Source organism: Streptomyces rectiverticillatus, from assembly GCF_013394065.1.
Lineage (GTDB): Bacteria > Actinomycetota > Actinomycetes > Streptomycetales > Streptomycetaceae > Streptomyces > Streptomyces rectiverticillatus.
The window spans coordinates 1,870,870-1,887,761 of record NZ_CP040752.1 but is presented as its reverse complement, the minus strand read 5'-3'; the positions used below and the strand labels follow the sequence as shown (position 1 = coordinate 1,887,761).

15 protein-coding genes are annotated in these 16,892 nt (G+C 70.6%); 9 read left to right on the top strand and 6 right to left on the bottom strand.

The annotated features are described in order from the left end of the window. Window positions 1–178: 178 nt before the first annotated feature. From gap to pgi, 6 genes are all read left to right on the top strand, one after another. Window positions 179–1,183, top strand: coding sequence for a type I glyceraldehyde-3-phosphate dehydrogenase (gap, locus tag FGW37_RS08005; RefSeq protein ID WP_179080427.1), 1,005 nt, complete (start codon window positions 179–181; stop codon window positions 1,181–1,183). Between the two features lie 175 nt (window positions 1,184–1,358). Beyond that, entirely contained in the window at window positions 1,359–2,570 is a 1,212-nt protein-coding gene (locus FGW37_RS08000; RefSeq protein ID WP_179080426.1) for a phosphoglycerate kinase, read from the top strand. Window positions 2,571–2,576: 6 nt separating this feature from the next. After that, window positions 2,577–3,353 (top strand): triose-phosphate isomerase, encoded by a 777-nt coding sequence (gene tpiA / locus FGW37_RS07995; protein ID WP_179080425.1) that lies wholly within the window; start codon window positions 2,577–2,579, stop codon window positions 3,351–3,353. Between the two features lie 114 nt (window positions 3,354–3,467). Further along, the gene (gene secG, locus FGW37_RS07990; protein ID WP_030366610.1) at window positions 3,468–3,698 is read left to right on the top strand and encodes a preprotein translocase subunit SecG; all 231 of its coding nucleotides are present in this window, start codon (window positions 3,468–3,470) and stop codon (window positions 3,696–3,698) included. 161 nt (window positions 3,699–3,859) lie between these two features. Further along, window positions 3,860–4,195: an RNA polymerase-binding protein RbpA gene (locus FGW37_RS07985; protein WP_079110552.1), complete on the top strand. Its 336-nt coding sequence runs from the start codon at window positions 3,860–3,862 to the stop codon at window positions 4,193–4,195. A gap of 130 nt (window positions 4,196–4,325) precedes the next feature. Further along, a complete protein-coding gene (gene pgi / locus FGW37_RS07980; RefSeq protein WP_179084571.1) occupies window positions 4,326–5,978 on the top strand; it encodes a glucose-6-phosphate isomerase in 1,653 nt (550 codons plus the stop codon). A gap of 284 nt (window positions 5,979–6,262) precedes the next feature. Here pgi and pgl read toward each other — a convergent pair whose 3' ends face one another. The 5 genes from pgl to tkt are packed head-to-tail and all read right to left on the bottom strand — an operon-like array spanning window position 6,263 to window position 12,884. Next, window positions 6,263–7,042 (bottom strand): 6-phosphogluconolactonase, encoded by a 780-nt coding sequence (gene pgl, locus FGW37_RS07975; RefSeq protein WP_179080424.1) that lies wholly within the window; start codon window positions 7,040–7,042, stop codon window positions 6,263–6,265. Then, on the bottom strand, window positions 7,039–8,121 hold the full coding sequence (opcA, locus tag FGW37_RS07970; protein ID WP_179080423.1) for a glucose-6-phosphate dehydrogenase assembly protein OpcA: 1,083 nt from the start codon (window positions 8,119–8,121) through the stop codon (window positions 7,039–7,041). The genes pgl and opcA overlap by 4 nt, the downstream gene beginning before the upstream one ends. Beyond that, window positions 8,118–9,644 carry a glucose-6-phosphate dehydrogenase gene (gene zwf, locus FGW37_RS07965; RefSeq protein ID WP_179080422.1) on the bottom strand — a complete coding sequence of 509 codons (1,527 nt, stop codon included), beginning with the start codon at window positions 9,642–9,644 and terminating at the stop codon, window positions 8,118–8,120. Before zwf ends, opcA begins: the two co-directional genes overlap by 4 nt. Before the next feature lies 1 nt (window position 9,645). After that, the gene (tal, locus tag FGW37_RS07960) at window positions 9,646–10,761 is read right to left on the bottom strand and encodes a transaldolase (RefSeq protein ID WP_179080421.1); all 1,116 of its coding nucleotides are present in this window, start codon (window positions 10,759–10,761) and stop codon (window positions 9,646–9,648) included. Window positions 10,762–10,796: 35 nt separating this feature from the next. Continuing rightward, entirely contained in the window at window positions 10,797–12,884 is a 2,088-nt protein-coding gene (tkt, locus tag FGW37_RS07955) for a transketolase (protein WP_179080420.1), read from the bottom strand. 432 nt (window positions 12,885–13,316) lie between these two features. On the opposite strand from tkt, the gene FGW37_RS07950 reads away from it, so the two are divergent. From FGW37_RS07950 to FGW37_RS07940, 3 genes are all read left to right on the top strand, one after another. Further along, a complete protein-coding gene (locus FGW37_RS07950; RefSeq protein WP_425506489.1) occupies window positions 13,317–14,291 on the top strand; it encodes a heme o synthase in 975 nt (324 codons plus the stop codon). A 77-nt stretch (window positions 14,292–14,368) separates the two neighbouring features. Then, window positions 14,369–14,758, top strand: coding sequence for a hypothetical protein (locus FGW37_RS07945; protein ID WP_179080418.1), 390 nt, complete (start codon window positions 14,369–14,371; stop codon window positions 14,756–14,758). A gap of 76 nt (window positions 14,759–14,834) precedes the next feature. Further along, window positions 14,835–15,884, top strand: a complete 1,050-nt coding sequence (locus tag FGW37_RS07940) for an amidohydrolase family protein (protein ID WP_179080417.1) — start codon at window positions 14,835–14,837, stop codon at window positions 15,882–15,884. Here FGW37_RS07940 and FGW37_RS07935 read toward each other — a convergent pair. Next, window positions 15,854–16,846 carry a COX15/CtaA family protein gene (locus tag FGW37_RS07935; protein ID WP_179080416.1) on the bottom strand — a complete coding sequence of 331 codons (993 nt, stop codon included), beginning with the start codon at window positions 16,844–16,846 and terminating at the stop codon, window positions 15,854–15,856. The genes FGW37_RS07940 and FGW37_RS07935 overlap by 31 nt on opposite strands. Window positions 16,847–16,892 lie beyond the last annotated feature (46 nt).

Below are 16,892 nucleotides of genomic sequence, written 5' to 3'. Positions count from 1 at the left end.
AGAGGGTCGCGCTCATTAGTGCAGCACTCCGCTCTGTCAAGGGGTGAACCCGCTCTACGGGCCCAGTGACGCCAATGTCACGTCCCCCTCTTCTTAGAGGTAGGGTCGGTGTTGGTCGGGGACATCCCAATACAGCCCGCCGGCGGACAGCCCGGCATACCAACGAGGAGATCGGTTCGTGACGATCCGCGTAGGCATCAACGGCTTTGGCCGTATCGGTCGCAATTACTTCCGTGCGCTCCTGGAGCAGGGTGCGGACATCCAGATCGTCGGTGTCAACGACCTGACCGACAACGCCACTCTGGTTCACCTGCTGAAGTACGACAGCATCCTCGGTCGTCTCAAGCAGGAGGTCAGCCACACCGACGACTCGATCACGGTCGGCAACCAGACCTTCCGCACGATGGCCGAGCGCGACCCCGCGAACCTCCCCTGGGGCGAGCTGGGCGCCGACATCGTCATCGAGTCCACCGGCATCTTCACCAAGCGCGAGGACGCCGCCAAGCACCTCGCCGCCGGCGCGAAGAAGGTCCTCATCTCGGCTCCGGCCAAGAACGAGGACATCACCATCGTGATGGGCGTCAACCAGGACAAGTACGACGCGGCCAACCACCACGTCATCTCCAACGCCTCCTGCACCACCAACTGCGTGGCGCCGATGGCCAAGGTCCTCGACGAGAGCTTCGGCATCGTCAAGGGCATGATGACGACGGTCCACGCGTACACCAACGACCAGCGCATCCTGGACTTCCCGCACTCCGACCTGCGTCGCGCCCGCGCCGCCGCGGAGAACATCATCCCGACCTCGACGGGTGCCGCCAAGGCCACCGCCCTGGTCCTCCCGCAGCTGAAGGGCAAGCTGGACGGCATCGCCATGCGCGTCCCGGTCCCGACCGGCTCGGTCACCGACCTCGTCCTGGAGCTCGACCGCGAGACCACCAAGGAAGAGATCAACGCCGCCTTCCAGAAGGCCGCCGAGGGTCAGCTCAAGGGCATCCTCGAGTACACCGAGGACCCGATCGTCTCCTCGGACATCGTCAACTGGCCGGCCTCCTGCACCTTCGACTCGCAGCTGACGATGGTCCAGGGCAAGCAGGTCAAGGTCGTCGGCTGGTACGACAACGAGTGGGGCTACTCCAACCGCCTGGTGGACCTGACCGTCTTCGTCGGCGGCCAGCTCTGATCTCTGTGCCCGCTGGTCGTACGATCACAGGCATCGGGATGTAGGGGACGGGGCTCGTGCGACGCGATGGCGCGTCGTACGAGCCCCGTCTCATGACTGTCCCCCAGCTACCGCTGGGAGGGGCCCCCGCCCGGCTGGGCGGGACCCCCACCTACGGACGTACCGGAGTCACCGCATGAAGACGATCGACGAACTCATCCAGGACGGTGTCGAGGGCAAGCGGATCTTCGTCCGCGCCGACCTCAACGTGCCGCTCGACGGCACCGCCATCACGGACGACGGCCGCATCCGCGCCGTCGCCCCGACGATTGCCAAGCTCGCCGCCGCGGGCGCCAAGGTGATCGTCGCCTCCCACCTGGGCCGTCCCAAGGGCGCCCCGGAGCCCCGGTTCTCCCTCGCCCCCGCCGCCGTGCGGCTCGGCGAGATCCTGGGCAAGAAGGTCTCGTTCGCCACCGACACGGTCGGCGACAGCGCGAAGGCCACCGTCGCCGCACTGGCGAACGGCGAGGTCACGCTGCTGGAGAACCTCCGCTTCAACGCGGGCGAGACCAGCAAGGACGACGCGGAGCGCGGCACCTTCGCCGACGCCCTCGCGTCCCTGGCCGACCTGTACGTGGGCGACGGCTTCGGTGCCGTGCACCGCAAGCACGCCTCGGTCTTCGACCTCCCGGCGCGCCTGCCGCACGCCGCCGGCGACCTGATCGCCACCGAGGTCGGCGTCCTGAAGAAGCTCACCGAGGACGTTCAGCGCCCCTACGTGGTGGTGCTCGGCGGTGCCAAGGTCTCCGACAAGCTGGGCGTCATCGACAACCTGCTCAAGAAGGCCGACCGCATCCTCATCGGCGGCGGCATGTCGTACACCTTCCTGGCCGCCAAGGGCCACGAGGTCGGCATCTCGCTGCTGCAGGAGGACCAGAAGGACACCTGCCTCGCGTACCTGGCGGAGGCGGAGAAGCGGGGCGTGGAGTTCGTCCTGCCCGTCGACGTCCTGGTCTCGGCCGACTTCCCGGACCTGAAGACCAAGGCCCCGGCCAACCCCGACACCGTCTCCTCGGACGCCATCCCGGCGGACAAGGAGGGCCTCGACATCGGCCCGAAGACCCGTGAGCTCTACGCGGCGAAGCTCGCCGACGCGGGCACGGTCTTCTGGAACGGCCCCATGGGTGTCTTCGAGCACCCGGACTACGCGAACGGCACCAAGGCCGTCGCGCAGGCCCTGCTGGACTCGCCGGGCTTCACCGTCGTGGGCGGGGGCGACTCGGCCGCGGCCGTGCGCACCCTCGGCTTCGACGAGAATGCTTTCGGCCACATCTCGACCGGCGGCGGCGCCAGCCTCGAGTACCTCGAGGGCAAGACGCTCCCCGGCCTCGCCGCACTGGAGGACTGAACCACTGTGAGTGCACGTACCCCGCTGATGGCGGGCAACTGGAAGATGAACCTCAACCACCTCGAGGCCATCGCACACGTCCAGAAGCTCGCCTTCGCGCTCGCCGACAAGGACTACGAGGCCACCGAGGTCGCCGTCCTGACGCCCTTCACCGACCTCCGCTCGGTGCAGACGCTGGTCGACGGCGACAAGCTGAAGATCAAGTACGGTGCCCAGGACGTCTCGGCGTTCGACTCCGGCGCGTACACCGGTGAGATCTCCGGCGCCATGCTCGCCAAGCTCAAGTGCACCTACGTGGCGATCGGGCACTCCGAGCGCCGCCAGTACCACGGCGAGAGCGACGAGATCTGCAACGCCAAGGTCAAGGCCGCCTACCGGCACGGGCTCACCCCGATCCTGTGCGTCGGCGAGGGCCTGGAGGTCCGCAAGGCCGGCGGCCAGGTCGCGCACACCCTCGCGCAGGTCGACGGCGCCCTCAAGGACGTCCCCGCCGAGCAGGCGGAGAGCATCGTCATCGCCTATGAGCCCGTGTGGGCCATCGGCACCGGCGAGGTCGCCACGCCGGAGGACGCCCAGGAGGTCTGCGGTGCCATCCGCGGCCGCCTCGCCGAGCTGTACGGCCGCGAGGTCGCCGACAAGATCCGCATCCAGTACGGCGGCTCCGTCAAGTCCGGCAACATCGCCGCGATCATGGCGCAGCCCGACGTCGACGGCGCGCTGATCGGCGGTGCCGCGCTGGACGTGGACGACTTCGTCAAGATCGTCCGCTTCCGCGACCAGTAGCAGCGCTATGACGAGGACTCCTCCTCGTCGTACCCTGTCGGGGCCGGGACCGGCGATTTCACGCCGCCCCGGCCCTCACCATCGACGTCCGAGAGAGTTGGTCCAGCCGTGGTCATGGGGTTCTCGATCGCCCTCATCATCTTCAGCGTGCTGATGATGATGCTGGTGCTCATGCACAAGGGGAAGGGCGGCGGCCTGTCCGATATGTTCGGCGGCGGCATGCAGTCCTCCGTCGGCGGTTCCTCCGTCGCCGAGCGGAACCTCGACCGCATCACCGTGGTCGTCGGTCTGCTGTGGTTCGCGTGCATCGTCGCGCTCGGCCTGCTGATGAAGCTCGATAGCTGACGTACCGTCGTGAACGCGGCCTATCATTGGGGTCGCGTCCTCGCGGCCGGGCTGTAACTCCTGCCACTGGACGCGCGTTGGGCCTTACGTAGACTGGGGCGCCCGCAGCGGAACCATCGGTTCAGATGATCCGCAGCACCATTACGCAGGGAGTTACGACCGTGGCAAGTGGCAACGCGATCCGGGGAAGCCGGGTCGGAGCGGGGCCGATGGGTGAGGCCGAGCGGGGCGAGTCCGCGCCGCGCCTCCGCATCTCCTTCTGGTGCTCTAACGGGCACGAGACGCAGCCGAGCTTCGCCAGCGACGCACAGGTACCGGACACCTGGGACTGCCCGCGCTGCGGCTTCCCGGCCGGCCAGGACCGGGACAGTCCGCCGGACCCGCCGCGCACCGAGCCGTACAAGACGCACCTCGCGTACGTCCGGGAACGGCGCAGCGACGCCGACGGCGAGGCCATCCTCGCGGAGGCGCTCGCCAAGCTCCGCGGAGAGATCTGACACGCGGCGGCATCTCAAGGAAGCGGCACCCCTCGTGGGTGCCGTTTCGTGTTGCGCTCGAACCGACCGCAGATCAATTAGGTTGGAGGGCGGCGGGGCAGTTACGAGAATGAATGGGCTGATGTCCGAGATGAACGCAGAGGACCGCACCAGGCTGGACCGGACCCCGGAGTGGAACGCTCTGGCCAAGCACCGGGACGAACTGGGGGAGGTGCACCTGCGCGAGCTCTTCGCGGACGATCCGCGACGCGCCGAGAAGTACGCGCTCACCGTCGGCGACCTCCATCTGGACTACTCCAAGCACCTCGTCACCGACGAGACCCTGCGCCTGCTGCGCGAGCTGGCGGCCGCCGCGGACGTGGCCGGGCTGCGCGACGCCATGTTCCGCGGCGAGAAGATCAACACCACCGAGGGCCGCGCCGTGCTGCACACCGCGCTGCGCGCCCCGGAGTCCGCCGTCGTCAAGGTCGACGGCGAGAACGTGGTCCCGGCGGTCCACGCCGTGCTGCGCAAGATGCAGGTCTTCACCGACCGGGTGCGCAGCGGCGACTGGAAGGGCCACACCGGAAAGCGCGTCAAGAACATCGTCAACATCGGTATCGGCGGCTCCGACCTCGGTCCGGCGATGGCCTACGAGGCGCTGCGCGCCTACACCGCCCGCGACCTGACGTTCCGTTTCGTCTCCAACGTGGACGGCGCGGACCTGCACGAGGCCCTGCGTGACCTGGACGCCGCCGAGACGCTGTTCATCGTCGCCTCCAAGACGTTCACGACGATCGAGACCATCACCAACGCCACCTCCGCGCGGAACTGGCTGCTGGAGCGGCTGGGCGCCGGCGAGGAGGCCGTCGCCAAGCACTTCGTGGCCCTGTCGACGAACGAGGAGAAGGTCTCCGAGTTCGGCATCGACACGGCCAACATGTTCGAGTTCTGGGACTGGGTCGGCGGCCGCTACTCCTACGACTCGGCCATCGGGCTCTCCCTGATGCTCGCCGTCGGCCCGGACCACTTCCGCGAGATGCTCGCCGGCTTCCACCTCGTCGACGAGCACTTCCGCACCGCCCCGCCGGAGGAGAACGCCCCGCTGCTGCTCGGCCTCCTCGGCATCTGGTACGGCAACTTCCACGACGCGCAGTCGCACGCCGTGCTGCCCTACAGCCACTACCTGTCGAAGTTCGCGGCCTACCTGCAGCAGCTGGACATGGAGTCCAACGGCAAGTCCGTCGACCGCGAGGGACGGCCCGTCAACTGGCAGACCGGGCCCGTCGTGTGGGGCACGCCGGGCACCAACGGCCAGCATGCGTATTACCAGTTGATCCACCAGGGCACGAAGCTGATCCCCGCGGACCTCATCGGCTTCGCCAAGCCCGTGGACGACCTGGAGCCGGGGCTGGTGGCCCAGCACGACCTGCTGATGGCGAACCTGTTCGCCCAGGGGCAGGCGCTGGCCTTCGGCAAGACGCCGGAGGAGGTCGCGGCGGAGGGCGTGCCGGCCGAGCTCGTCGCGCACAAGACCTTCCGGGGGAACCGCCCCACGACGACGATCCTCGCGGGCGAGCTGAGCCCGTCCGTGCTCGGTCAGCTCATCGCGCTGTACGAGCACAAGGTCTTCGTCCAGGGCGCGATCTGGAACATCGACTCCTTCGACCAGTGGGGCGTCGAGCTCGGCAAGGTCCTCGCGAAGCGGGTGGAGCCGGCGCTCACGGAGGGCGCGGAGGTCGCGGGGCTGGACGCGTCCACGGCGGCGCTGGTCGCGCGCTACCGGGAGCTCCGGGGTCGCTGAGCCTTTGACTGAGGCGGGTCCGGCACCGCCGGATACGTCGGCTCGTGGTCACGCGCCGTTGCGGCGGGAGGGGAGGCCCCGGACCCACCCCTTCACCGTTTCCCCCTGCGGGGGGCTGGGGGCTTGCCCCCAGGAAACGGTGAGAGGGCGGGAGCGGGGCCCTGCCCGCCGCCGCAGCGGCGCGCAACCACCGCGGTGGTGTCCGGCGGTGCCGAACCACGCCGACACGGCAGTGGCCCGCTCCCTCACTGGAGGGAGCGGGCCACTGCCGTACAACGGGTCGCTTACGGCGAAGCCGGCGGGTACAGCCCCCGCGGCAGCCGTGCCGCCGCGGCCGCGTCCAGCAGCCACAGCGTGCGGCTGCGACCGTACGCACCCGCGGCGGGTGCCTGGATCTCGCCCGCACCGCTGAGCGCGAGTGCAACGGCGTTCGCCTTGTCCTCGCCCGCGGCGAGGAGCCAGACCTCCCGGGCCGCCCGGATCGCCGGCAGCGTCAGGGAGACACGGGTCGGCGGCGGCTTCGGCGCGCCGTGGACGCCCACGACCGTGCGCTCGGTCTCCCGGACGCCCGGGAGCTCCGGGAAGAGCGAGGCGACGTGCGTGTCCGGGCCGACGCCCAGCAGGAGGACGTCGAAGGACGGCACGGGGCCGTGGTCCTCCGGGCGCGCCGCCGCGGCCAGCTCCGCCGCGTACGCCTCGGCCGCCGCGTCCGCGTCGTCGTGCTTCCCGTCCGCCGCGGGCATGTAGTGCACCCGCGCCGGGTCGAGGTCCACGGCGTCCAGCAGGGCCTCGCGGGCCTGCGTGGCGTTGCGCTCGGCGTCGCCCTCGGGCAGGAAGCGCTCGTCTCCCCACCACAGGTCGAGCCGGGACCAGTCGACCGCGTCCCGGGCGGGCGCGGCGGCGAGGGCCGCGAGCAGCCCGTTGCCGTTGCGCCCGCCGGTGAGGACGACGGAGGCCGAGCCGCGGGCGGACTGGGCGTCCACGATCTTCGTGATCAGCCGGGCCGCCGCGGCGCGGGCCATCAGCTCCTTGTCCCGGTGGACGACGATCTGCGGGGTGCTCACTTGCCGGCCGCCTTCTTGCTGCCGGCCTTCTTGGCGGGGGCCGGGGCGGGCTTCTCCCCGGCTTCCGGAGCCTCGGCGGCGGCCGGAGCCTCGGCTTCCGGAGCTTCGGCGGCCTCGGCGGCCGGGGCCTGCGCAGCCGGCGTCGCAGCCGGTGCGTGCTTCAGCCGGTCCACGCCGTACTTCAGCGCCGACTCGTAGATGTCGTCCGGGTCGAGCCGCCGCAGCTCCTCCGCGAGGAGCTCCGCCGTCTCGCGCCGCTGGAGTGCGACGGCGCGGTCGGGCTGGCCGGGCATGGAGAGCGTGGCCAGGGAGCCGTCCGGGCGGTCCAGGACGACGGGGCCGTTCCTGGTCTCCAGGCGGACGGCCGTGAGGCCGGGGCCGTCGGAGACGGTGCGCCGCACCGGGACGCCGAGGCGGTCGGCGAGCCACAGGGCGAGGAGCTCGGCGCTGGGGTTGTAGCCCTCGCCCTCGACCTCCGCGGAGACGACGTCGGCGTGCTGCTGGTCCAGGGCGGCCGCGAGCATGGAGCGCCACGGCGTGATCCTGGCCCAGGCGAGGTCGGTGTCGCCGGGCGTGTAGTGCGCCGAGCGGGCCGAGATCTCCTTGACCGGGTCCTCGGCGGCGTACGCGTCGGTGACGCGGCGCTGGCCGAGCGCGCCGAGGGGGTCCTTGTCGGGGTCGACCGGGGAGCCGACCGGCCACCAGACCACCACGGGGGCGTCGGGCAGCAGCAGCGGCAGGACGACCGACTGGGCGTGGTCTATCACCTCGCCGTACAGGCGCAGCACGACGGTCTCGCCGGTGCCCGCGGAGGTGCCGACCCGGACCTCGGCGTCGAGGCGGGCCTTGGCGCGGTCGCGCGGGGAGCGGCTGACGCGCTTGATGACGACGAGCTTGCGCGAGGGGTGCTCGCGGGACGCCTCGTTGGCGGCCTTGAGCGCGTCGTAGGCGTGCTCCTCGTCGGTGACGATGACCAGGGTGAGGACCATGCCGATGGCGGGGGTGCCGATGGCGCGGCGGCCCTGGACCAGCGCGTTGTTGATCTTGCTGGAGGTGGTGTCCGTAAGGTCGATCTTCATGGCCGGCGCCAGCTCCGTCCGTCTCGTGCGAGCATCTCGTCCGCTTCGACCGGTCCCCAGGTGCCGGCCGGGTAGGACGCGGGCTTGCCGTTGCTCTCCCAGTACTGCTCGATCGGGTCGAGGATCTGCCAGGAGAGCTCGACCTCCTTCAGGCGCGGGAAGAGGTTGGCGTCACCCAGCAGCACATCGAGGATGAGCCGCTCGTAGGCCTCGGGGCTGGACTCGGTGAAGGACTCGCCGTAGGCGAAGTCCATCGACACGTCCCGGACCTCCATCTGGGTGCCGGGCACCTTGGAGCCGAACCGCATGGTGACGCCCTCGTCCGGCTGCACCCGGATGACCAGGGCGTTCTGCCCCAGCTCCTCGGTCGCGGTGTGGTCGAAGGGGGAGTGCGGGGCGCGCTGGAAGACGACCGCGATCTCGGTGACGCGGCGGCCCAGGCGCTTGCCGGTGCGCAGGTAGAAGGGGACGCCCGCCCAGCGGCGGTTGTCGATCTCCAGCTTGATCGCGGCGTAGGTGTCGGTCTTGGAGCCGGGGTCGATGCCCTCTTCCTCCAGGTAGCCGACGACCTCTTCGCCGCCCTGCCAGCCGTGCGCGTACTGGCCGCGGACGGTCTCCTTGCCGAGGTCCTTGGGCAGCCGGACGGCGCCCAGCACCTTGGTCTTCTCGGCGACCAGCGCGTCCGCGTCGAAGGAGGCGGGCTCCTCCATGGCGGTCAGCGCGAGCAGCTGGAGCAGGTGGTTCTGGATGACGTCACGGGCGGCGCCGATGCCGTCGTAGTAGCCGGCGCGGCCGCCGATGCCGATGTCCTCGGCCATGGTGATCTGCACGTGGTCGACGTAGGACCGGTTCCAGATCGGCTCGAAGAGGGTGTTGGCGAAGCGGAGCGCCAGGATGTTCTGGACGGTCTCCTTGCCCAGGTAGTGGTCGATCCGGAAGACCTCTTCGGTCGGGAAGACCTCGTGGACGACCTTGTTGAGCTCCTGGGCGCTGGCCAGGTCGTGGCCGAAGGGCTTCTCGATGACGGCGCGCCGCCAGGAGCCCTCCTTCTGGTCGGCCAGCCCGTGCTTCTTCAGCTGCTGGACGACCTTGGGGAACCACTTGGGCGGCACCGAGAGGTAGAAGGCGAAGTTGCCGCCGGTTCCCTGGGCCGCATCGAGCTCATGGATGGTGCTCTTGAGCGTCTCGAAGGCGGCGTCGTCGTCGAAGTCGCCCTGCACGAAGCGGCAGCCCTGCACCAGCTGCTGCCAGACCTCCTCGCGGAAGGGCGTGCGGGAGTGCTCCTTGACGGCGTCGTGGACGATCTGGGCGAAGTCCTCGTTCTCCCAGTCGCGGCGCGCGAAGCCGATGAGCGAGAAGCCCGGCGGCAGCAGCCCGCGGTTGGCGAGGTCGTAGACCGCCGGCATCAGCTTTTTCCTGGACAAATCGCCCGTGACGCCAAAGATGACCAGGCCCGACGGCCCCGCGATACGCGGGAGCCGTCGGTCCAGAGCGTCACGCAGCGGATTGCTGCTTGTGCTCAATTCACGCCTCCGGAGCGAGGCGCTTGAGCTCCGCCTCGGTGGACTTCAGCAGGTCGTTCCAGGACTGCTCGAACTTGTCGACGCCCTCGTCCTCCAGGAGCTGCACGACCTCGTCGTACGAGATCCCGGCCTTGGCGATCGCGTCGAGCTCGGCCTTGGCCTGCTCGTACGTGCCGCGCACCGTGTCACCGGTGATCCGCCCGTGGTCGGCCGTGGCCTCCAGGGTGGCCTCCGGCATGGTGTTGACCGTGTTCGGGGCGACCAGGTCGTCCACGTACAGCGTGTCCTTGTAGGCCGGGTCCTTGACGCCGGTCGAGGCCCACAGCGGACGCTGCTTGTTGGCGCCGGCCTTCTCCAGGGCGGCCCAGCGGTCCGAGGAGAAGACCTCCTCGTACGCCTGGTAGGCCAGGCGGGCGTTGGCCAGGGCGGCCTTGCCGCGCAGCGCCTTCGCCTCGTCGGTGCCCACGGCGTCCAGGCGCTTGTCGATCTCGGTGTCCACGCGGGAGACGAAGAAGGACGCGACCGAGTGGATCAGGGACAGGTCCAGGCCCGCGGCCTTGGCCTGCTCCAGACCGGTCAGGTAGGCGTCCATGACCGCGCGGTAGCGCTCGAGGGAGAAGATCAGCGTGACGTTGACGCTGATGCCCTTGCCGATCACGTCGGCGATGGCCGGCAGGCCCGCCTTGGTGGCCGGAATCTTGATCAGCGTGTTGGGGCGGTCCACCAGCCAGGCCAGCTGCTTGGCCTCGGCGACGGTGGCCGCGGTGTTGTGCGCGAGGCGCGGGTCGACCTCGATGGAGACCCGGCCGTCCTGGCCGTCCGTCGCGTCGAAGACCGGGCGCAGGATGTCGGCGGCGTCGCGGACGTCCGCCGTGGTGATCATGCGGATGGCCTCGTCCACGGTGACCTTGCGGGCCGCGAGGTCGGCGAGCTGCGCCTCGTAGCCGTCGCCGCCCGAGATCGCCTTCTGGAAGATCGACGGGTTGGTCGTGACGCCCACGACGTGGCTCTGGTCGATCAGCTCGGCCAGGTTGCCGGACGTGATGCGCTTGCGGGACAGGTCGTCCAGCCAGATCGCGACGCCTTCGTCGGAGAGGCGCTTGAGTGCGTCTGTCATGGGTTCTGCATCTCCTACTTGCTCGTAAAGGGGCGTCAGCGCCGGGCGGCGTCGGCGTGCTCGATCGACTCGCGCGCGGCCGCGACGACGGCCTCGGTGGTCAGACCGAACTCGCGGTAGAGCACCTTGTAGTCGGCGGAGGCGCCGAAGTGCTCCAGCGACACGATGCGGCCGGACTCGCCGACGTAGCGGTGCCAGGTCAGGCCGATGCCGGCCTCGACGGCCACGCGGGCCTTGACGTCCGGCAGCAGCACGCCGTCGCGGTACGCCTGGTCCTGCTCCTCGAACCACTCGACGGACGGCATGGAGACCACGCGGGTCGGGATGCCCTCGGCCTGGAGCTGCTCGCGGGCCTCGACGGCCAGCTGCACCTCGGAGCCGGTGCCGATCAGGATCACCTGCGGACGGCCGCCCTCGGCCTCGAACAGGACGTAGCCACCCTTGGCCGTGCCCTCGTTCGCCTCGTACGTCGGGACGTTCTGGCGGGTGAGGGCCAGACCGTGCGGCGCGGGCTTGACGGTGTGGCGCTTGGTGATCTCGCGCCAGGCGATCGCCGTCTCGTTGGCGTCGGCCGGGCGGACCATGTTCAGGCCCGGGATGGCGCGCAGGGCGGCCATGTGCTCGACCGGCTGGTGGGTCGGGCCGTCCTCGCCGAGGCCGATGGAGTCGTGCGTCCACACGTAGGTGACCGGCAGCTTCATCAGGGCGGCGAGACGCACGGCCGGGCGCATGTAGTCGGAGAACACCAGGAAGGTGCCGCCGTAGACGCGGGTGTTGCCGTGCAGCGCGATGCCGTTCATGGTCGAGCCCATGGCGTGCTCGCGGATGCCGAAGTGGATCGTGCGGCCGTAGGGGTTCGCCTCCGGCAGCGGGTTGCCCTTCGGGAGGAAGGACGACGACGGGTCGATCGTGGTGTTGTTCGAGCCGGCGAGGTCGGCGGAGCCGCCCCACAGCTCGGGGATCACGCCGCCCAGCGCCTTGAGGACCTCGCCCGACGCCTTGCGGGTCGCGACGTCCTTGCCGGCCGGGAAGACCGGGAGGGCCTTCTCCCAGCCGTCGGGCAGCTCGCCCGAGGCGATGCGGTCGAACTCCGCGGCGCGCTCCGGGTTGGCCTCGCGCCACTCCTGGATGCGCTTGTCCCACGTGGCGTGGGCCTCGCGGCCGCGGTCGACGACCTTGCGGACGTGGGTGAAGACCTCGTCCTCGACCTGGAAGTCCTGCTCCGGGTCGAAGCCCATGACGCGCTTGGTCGCGGCGACCTCCGCGGCGCCCAGCGCCGAGCCGTGCGAGGCCTCGGTGTTCTGGGCGTTCGGGGCCGGCCAGGCGATGATCGTGCGCGCGGCGATGAGCGAGGGACGCTCGGTCTCCTCCTGCGCGGCCTTCAGCGCGGCGTGCAGGGCGTGGACGTCGAAGTCGCCGTTGGCGGCCTGCTCGATGCGCTGGACGTGCCAGCCGTAGGCCTCGTAGCGCCCCAGGACGTCCTCGGAGAAGGCGGTCTCGGTGTCGCCCTCGATCGAGATGTGGTTGTCGTCGTAGAGCGCGACGATGTTGCCGAGCTTCTGGTGGCCGGCGAGCGAGGAGGCCTCCGCGGAGATGCCCTCCTCCAGGTCGCCGTCGGAGACGATCGCCCAGACGGTGTGGTCGAACGGGGAGGTGCCCTCGGGGGCCTCCGGGTCGAACAGGCCGCGCTCGTAGCGGGCGGCCATGGCCATGCCCACGGCGTTGGCGATGCCCTGGCCCAGCGGGCCGGTCGTCGTCTCGACGCCACGCGTGTGACCGTGCTCCGGGTGGCCGGGGGTCTTGCTGTCCCAGGTGCGGAAGGACTTCAGGTCCGACAGCTCCAGGCCGTAGCCCGCCATGAACAGCTGGACGTACAGCGTCAGGCTGGTGTGGCCCGGGGAGAGGACGAACCGGTCGCGGCCGGTCCAGTCGGCGTCACTGGGGTCGTGGCGCATCATCTTCTGGAACAGCAGATAGGCGGCGGGGGCCAGGCTCATGGCCGTGCCCGGATGGCCGTTGCCGACCTTCTGCACGGAGTCCATGGCCAGGACGCGGGCGGTATCGACGGCCCGCTGGTCCAGTTCGGTCCATTCGAGGTCTGTGGTGGTCGGCTTGGTGCTCACCCTTGGATCAGGGCTCCTCTCCACATGGTCTTATCTGCCGGGGGCGGTATGTTCCGCCACGACGCGGCGTGGTCGAGCCTACCCCTGTGGGGACGTGCATCTTTTCGACGTACAGTCGGCTGCCCGCTTACGGGCAGCCGAATCGCGGCGGCAGGGATTCCCGCCGCGGGTGCGGCGCCCTGTTCACAGCCTGCCGGGCAGGGCGGCCGCCCGCCTCCCGAACGCGACCGTTCCGTCATGTCCGGGGGCTCTGCGGTCGCGTCCGGGTGGTGCGGGGGCGCCTTCTTGATCCCTTCGGTGCGCCCTCAACACGACCCACCCCGGCGGAGGCCGCGCCATCCCCTGCGTCTAAAGTGGCGTGGTACGCGCAAGTCTTTACCGGGCTTTTCGTCCCGGATGTGCTTGCTGGCCTTATCTCTGTCAGGGGTGTGCGTGACGGCCGTCGAATCCCGTCCTGCGGATGGGGGTACCGCCCATGCCGTTCAGGCTATGGGGGAGCTCGTGGAGAGCCCCGGTCACCGGCCGTTCGGGGCCCGTGCCAAGGCGTTCGTGGCGCTGACCAAGCCGCGTGTCATCGAGCTGCTGCTGATGACGACGGTGCCGGTGATGTTCCTCGCGGCCGAGGGCGTGCCCGACCTGTGGCTGGTCCTGGCCACCTGCATCGGCGGCTACCTGTCCGCGGGCGGTGCCGGTGCGTTCAACATGTGGTACGACCGCGACATCGACGCCCTGATGGACCGCACGTCGCAGCGGCCGGTGGTGACCGGCATGGTCTCCCCGCGCGAGTGCCTGGTCTTCGCCTCCGCGCTGACCGTCGGCTCCACCTTGTGGTTCTGGTTCCTGGTCAACCCGCTGTCGGCGATGCTCTCCCTGGGCGCCAACGCCTTCTACGTCGTCGTCTACACGATGATCCTCAAGCGCCGCACCGCGCAGAACATCGTCTGGGGCGGCATCGCGGGCTGCATGCCGGTCGTCATCGGCTGGTCGGCCGTCACGAACTCCGTCTCCTGGGCCGCACTCGTCCTCTTCCTGGTCATCTTCTTCTGGACGCCGCCGCACTACTGGCCGCTGTCGATGAAGGTCAAGGACGACTACGAGCGCGTCGGCGTGCCGATGCTGCCCGTCATCGCGGGCAACAAGGCGGTCGCCAAGCAGATCGTCCTCTACAGCTGGGTGATGGTCGCCGTCTCGCTCGTGCTGCAGCCGCTCGGCTACACCGGCTGGTTCTACACGGTGGTGGCGGCCGCGCTCGGCGGCTTCTGGCTGAAGGAGGCCCACGCCCTGCAGGCCCGGGCCAAGGCCGGCATCACGGGCGCGAAGCTCAAGGAGATGCGGCTGTTCCACTGGTCCATCACCTACGTGTCGCTGCTGTTCGTGGCGGTGGCCGTGGACCCCTTCCTGCGCTGACCGCTTCTTCCTGCGCCGGTCCTTTCTTCCTGCGCCGGTCCCTTCCTTCGTTAATTACCGCTCGGTAGCATCTGGGTATGGCAGATGACACCACCCCGCAGGACGGCGCGGCCGAGAAGGCCGCGCCCTCCGACGCCCGGGCGGACCGCAAGGCCGCCCGGCTCGAACGCCGGCTCGCTCAGCAGATCAGGGCCTTCGCCAAGAGCCACGGCGGCTCCGCCGAGGGCCAGCTGGCCCACATCGCCCGTGGCAGCGCCCGCATCGCCCTGGTGGGCGCCAACGGCGAGTGGGGCAACCTCGTCGCCCCCTCCATGGACGTCGCCCGCAAGGCCGCCGACCAGGCCGGGATCACCCTCCACGACGACTTCGACGGCGAGCTCGCCGCCAAGGTCCGCACCGGCCCGTACGAGTGGTCGCGCATGGCAGGCATCCAGCTCGGCGGGCCGGCCAACCCCGCCGATAACTGACGCGCCCCTCGGCCGTTAGACCCGCGGGGAGCGGCCGCACACGCGCCGCTCGGGGGGTACGGCACGAGGGGGGCGGATGGACGGCTTGCCGCTGCTCGTCGACCAGCACAGCCACGGCGCGGTCCACGAAGAGCTGGGGCTCGGCGGGTTCGAGGCGCACCTGGCCGCGGCCGCGGGGGCCGCGGGCCCCGCGCCGCCCGGCACCACCTTCTTCGACAGCCGCGCCGGCCTCGCCCTGCGCCGCTGGTGCCCGCCGCTGCTGGGCCTGGACCCGCACTGCCCGCCCGTGCGCTACCTGGCCCGCCGCCGCGAGCTGGGCGCCTACCGCGCGGGGCGGCTGCTGCTGCGCGGCGCGGGTATCGGCACCTTCCTGCTGGAGACGGGGGAGCCGAGCGGCCTCACCTCGGCCGCCGAGCTCGCCGGGGCCGCGGACGGCAGGGCCTACGAGGTCGTCCGGCTCGAACCGCTCGCCGAGCAGGTCGCCGACACCTCCGGAAGCGCGGACTCCTTCACGGCCTACCTGGCCGAGGCGCTCTACGCGGCCGCCCTGAGCGCCACCGCGTTCGCCTGCGCCGTCCCCTTCTGCGACGGCAGCCCGCCGGGCCTCGCGGAAGTGCGCAAGGCCGCGGGCCGGTGGCTGAGGACGCGCCGCCCGGGCGGCAGGCTGGACGATCCGGTGCTCGCCCGCCATCTGCTGTGGAGCGCGCTCGCCGCCGGGCTGCCCGTCCAGCTGCACTGCCCCGACCCGCTGCGGCTCTCCCGCTTCCTGCGGGCCACCGCGGGCCTGGGTGCCGATCTGGTGCTGCTGCCGGACCCGTGGCACCACCGGGAGGCCGCGCAGCTCGCGGGGGCCTTCCCGCACGTGTACGCGGACGTGGGCGCCCGGCCCGAGGAGACGCTGCGCGAGGCGCCCTTCGGCAAGCTGCTGTTCTCCAGCGGCGCGCGCGGCCCGGCCGAGCTCTACGTGGTCGCCGCCCGGTCGTTCTCGCAGGCCATGAACGGGCTGATGAACGAGTGGGTCGCCGACGGCTGGTGCCGGTGGGCGGACGCGCGCAGGATCGCCTCGCTCGTCGCCGCCGGCACCGCCCGCAGGATCTACCGGCTGGACGCGGAGGCGGCGACCTGAAGGGCCTCGTGCTCGCCCGAGGGGGCGGGCAGGGTGGCCGCCTCGCCCCGCTCCCGCAGCGACAGGAACACCCGCAGCACGGCGATCCACACCAGGCAGGAGCCGAACATGTGGGCGCCGACGACCAGCTCCGGCTCGTCGTTGAAGTACTGCACGTAGCCGATGACGCCCTGGAACATGAGCACGGCGAACAGCTCGACCACGCGGCGGCGCGGCACGGCCGGCGCCTTCACGGCCCGCAGCACGAACCACAGGGCGACGGTCAGGCCGACCACGATGTAGACGAAGTCGACGTGCAGCTGGGCGACCTCGCGCCAGTCCAGCGGGATGCGGTGGACGTCCTTCGAGGCGTCACCCGCGTGCCGGCCGGAGCCGGTGACCACCGTGCCGGCCAGGATCAGCAGGACGGTCGCCCCGATCAGGACCCAGCTGAGCTGCCGCACCGGACGCGCCACCAGGTCGCGCGGCTCGTCGTCGCCCTCGGCCGAGCGGTGCCACATCACCACGGCCACCGTCAGCAGCGCGGTCGCCGCCAGGAAGTGGGTGGCCACGATGTACGGGTTGAGGCCCGTCAGCACGGTGATGCCGCCGATGATGCCGTTGCTCGCGATGAGCCAGAACTGGGCCCACCCCAGGCGCGTGAGGGAGCGGCGGCGCGGGGCACGCGCGCGTGCCGCCACGATCGCGACGCCGACGATCGCGCAGAGCACGTACGTCAGCATGCGGTTGGTGAACTCGATGACGCCGTTGATACCCATCTCCGGGGTCGGCGTCAGGCTGTCCTCGGTGCAGGTGGGCCACGTGGGGCAGCCGAGCCCCGACTGGGTGAGCCGGACCGCGCCGCCCGTGACCACGATGACCACGGCCATCACCACGCAGGCGAGGGCCGCCCGCCGGACGAAGCGCGCGGAGGGCTGCCAGCGGTCGGCGACGATCTGGAGGGGGTTCAGCGTTTTCGGCACGGGCTCATCGTAAAGGGGAGCTTGTGCACGGATTCACGAGGGGTGG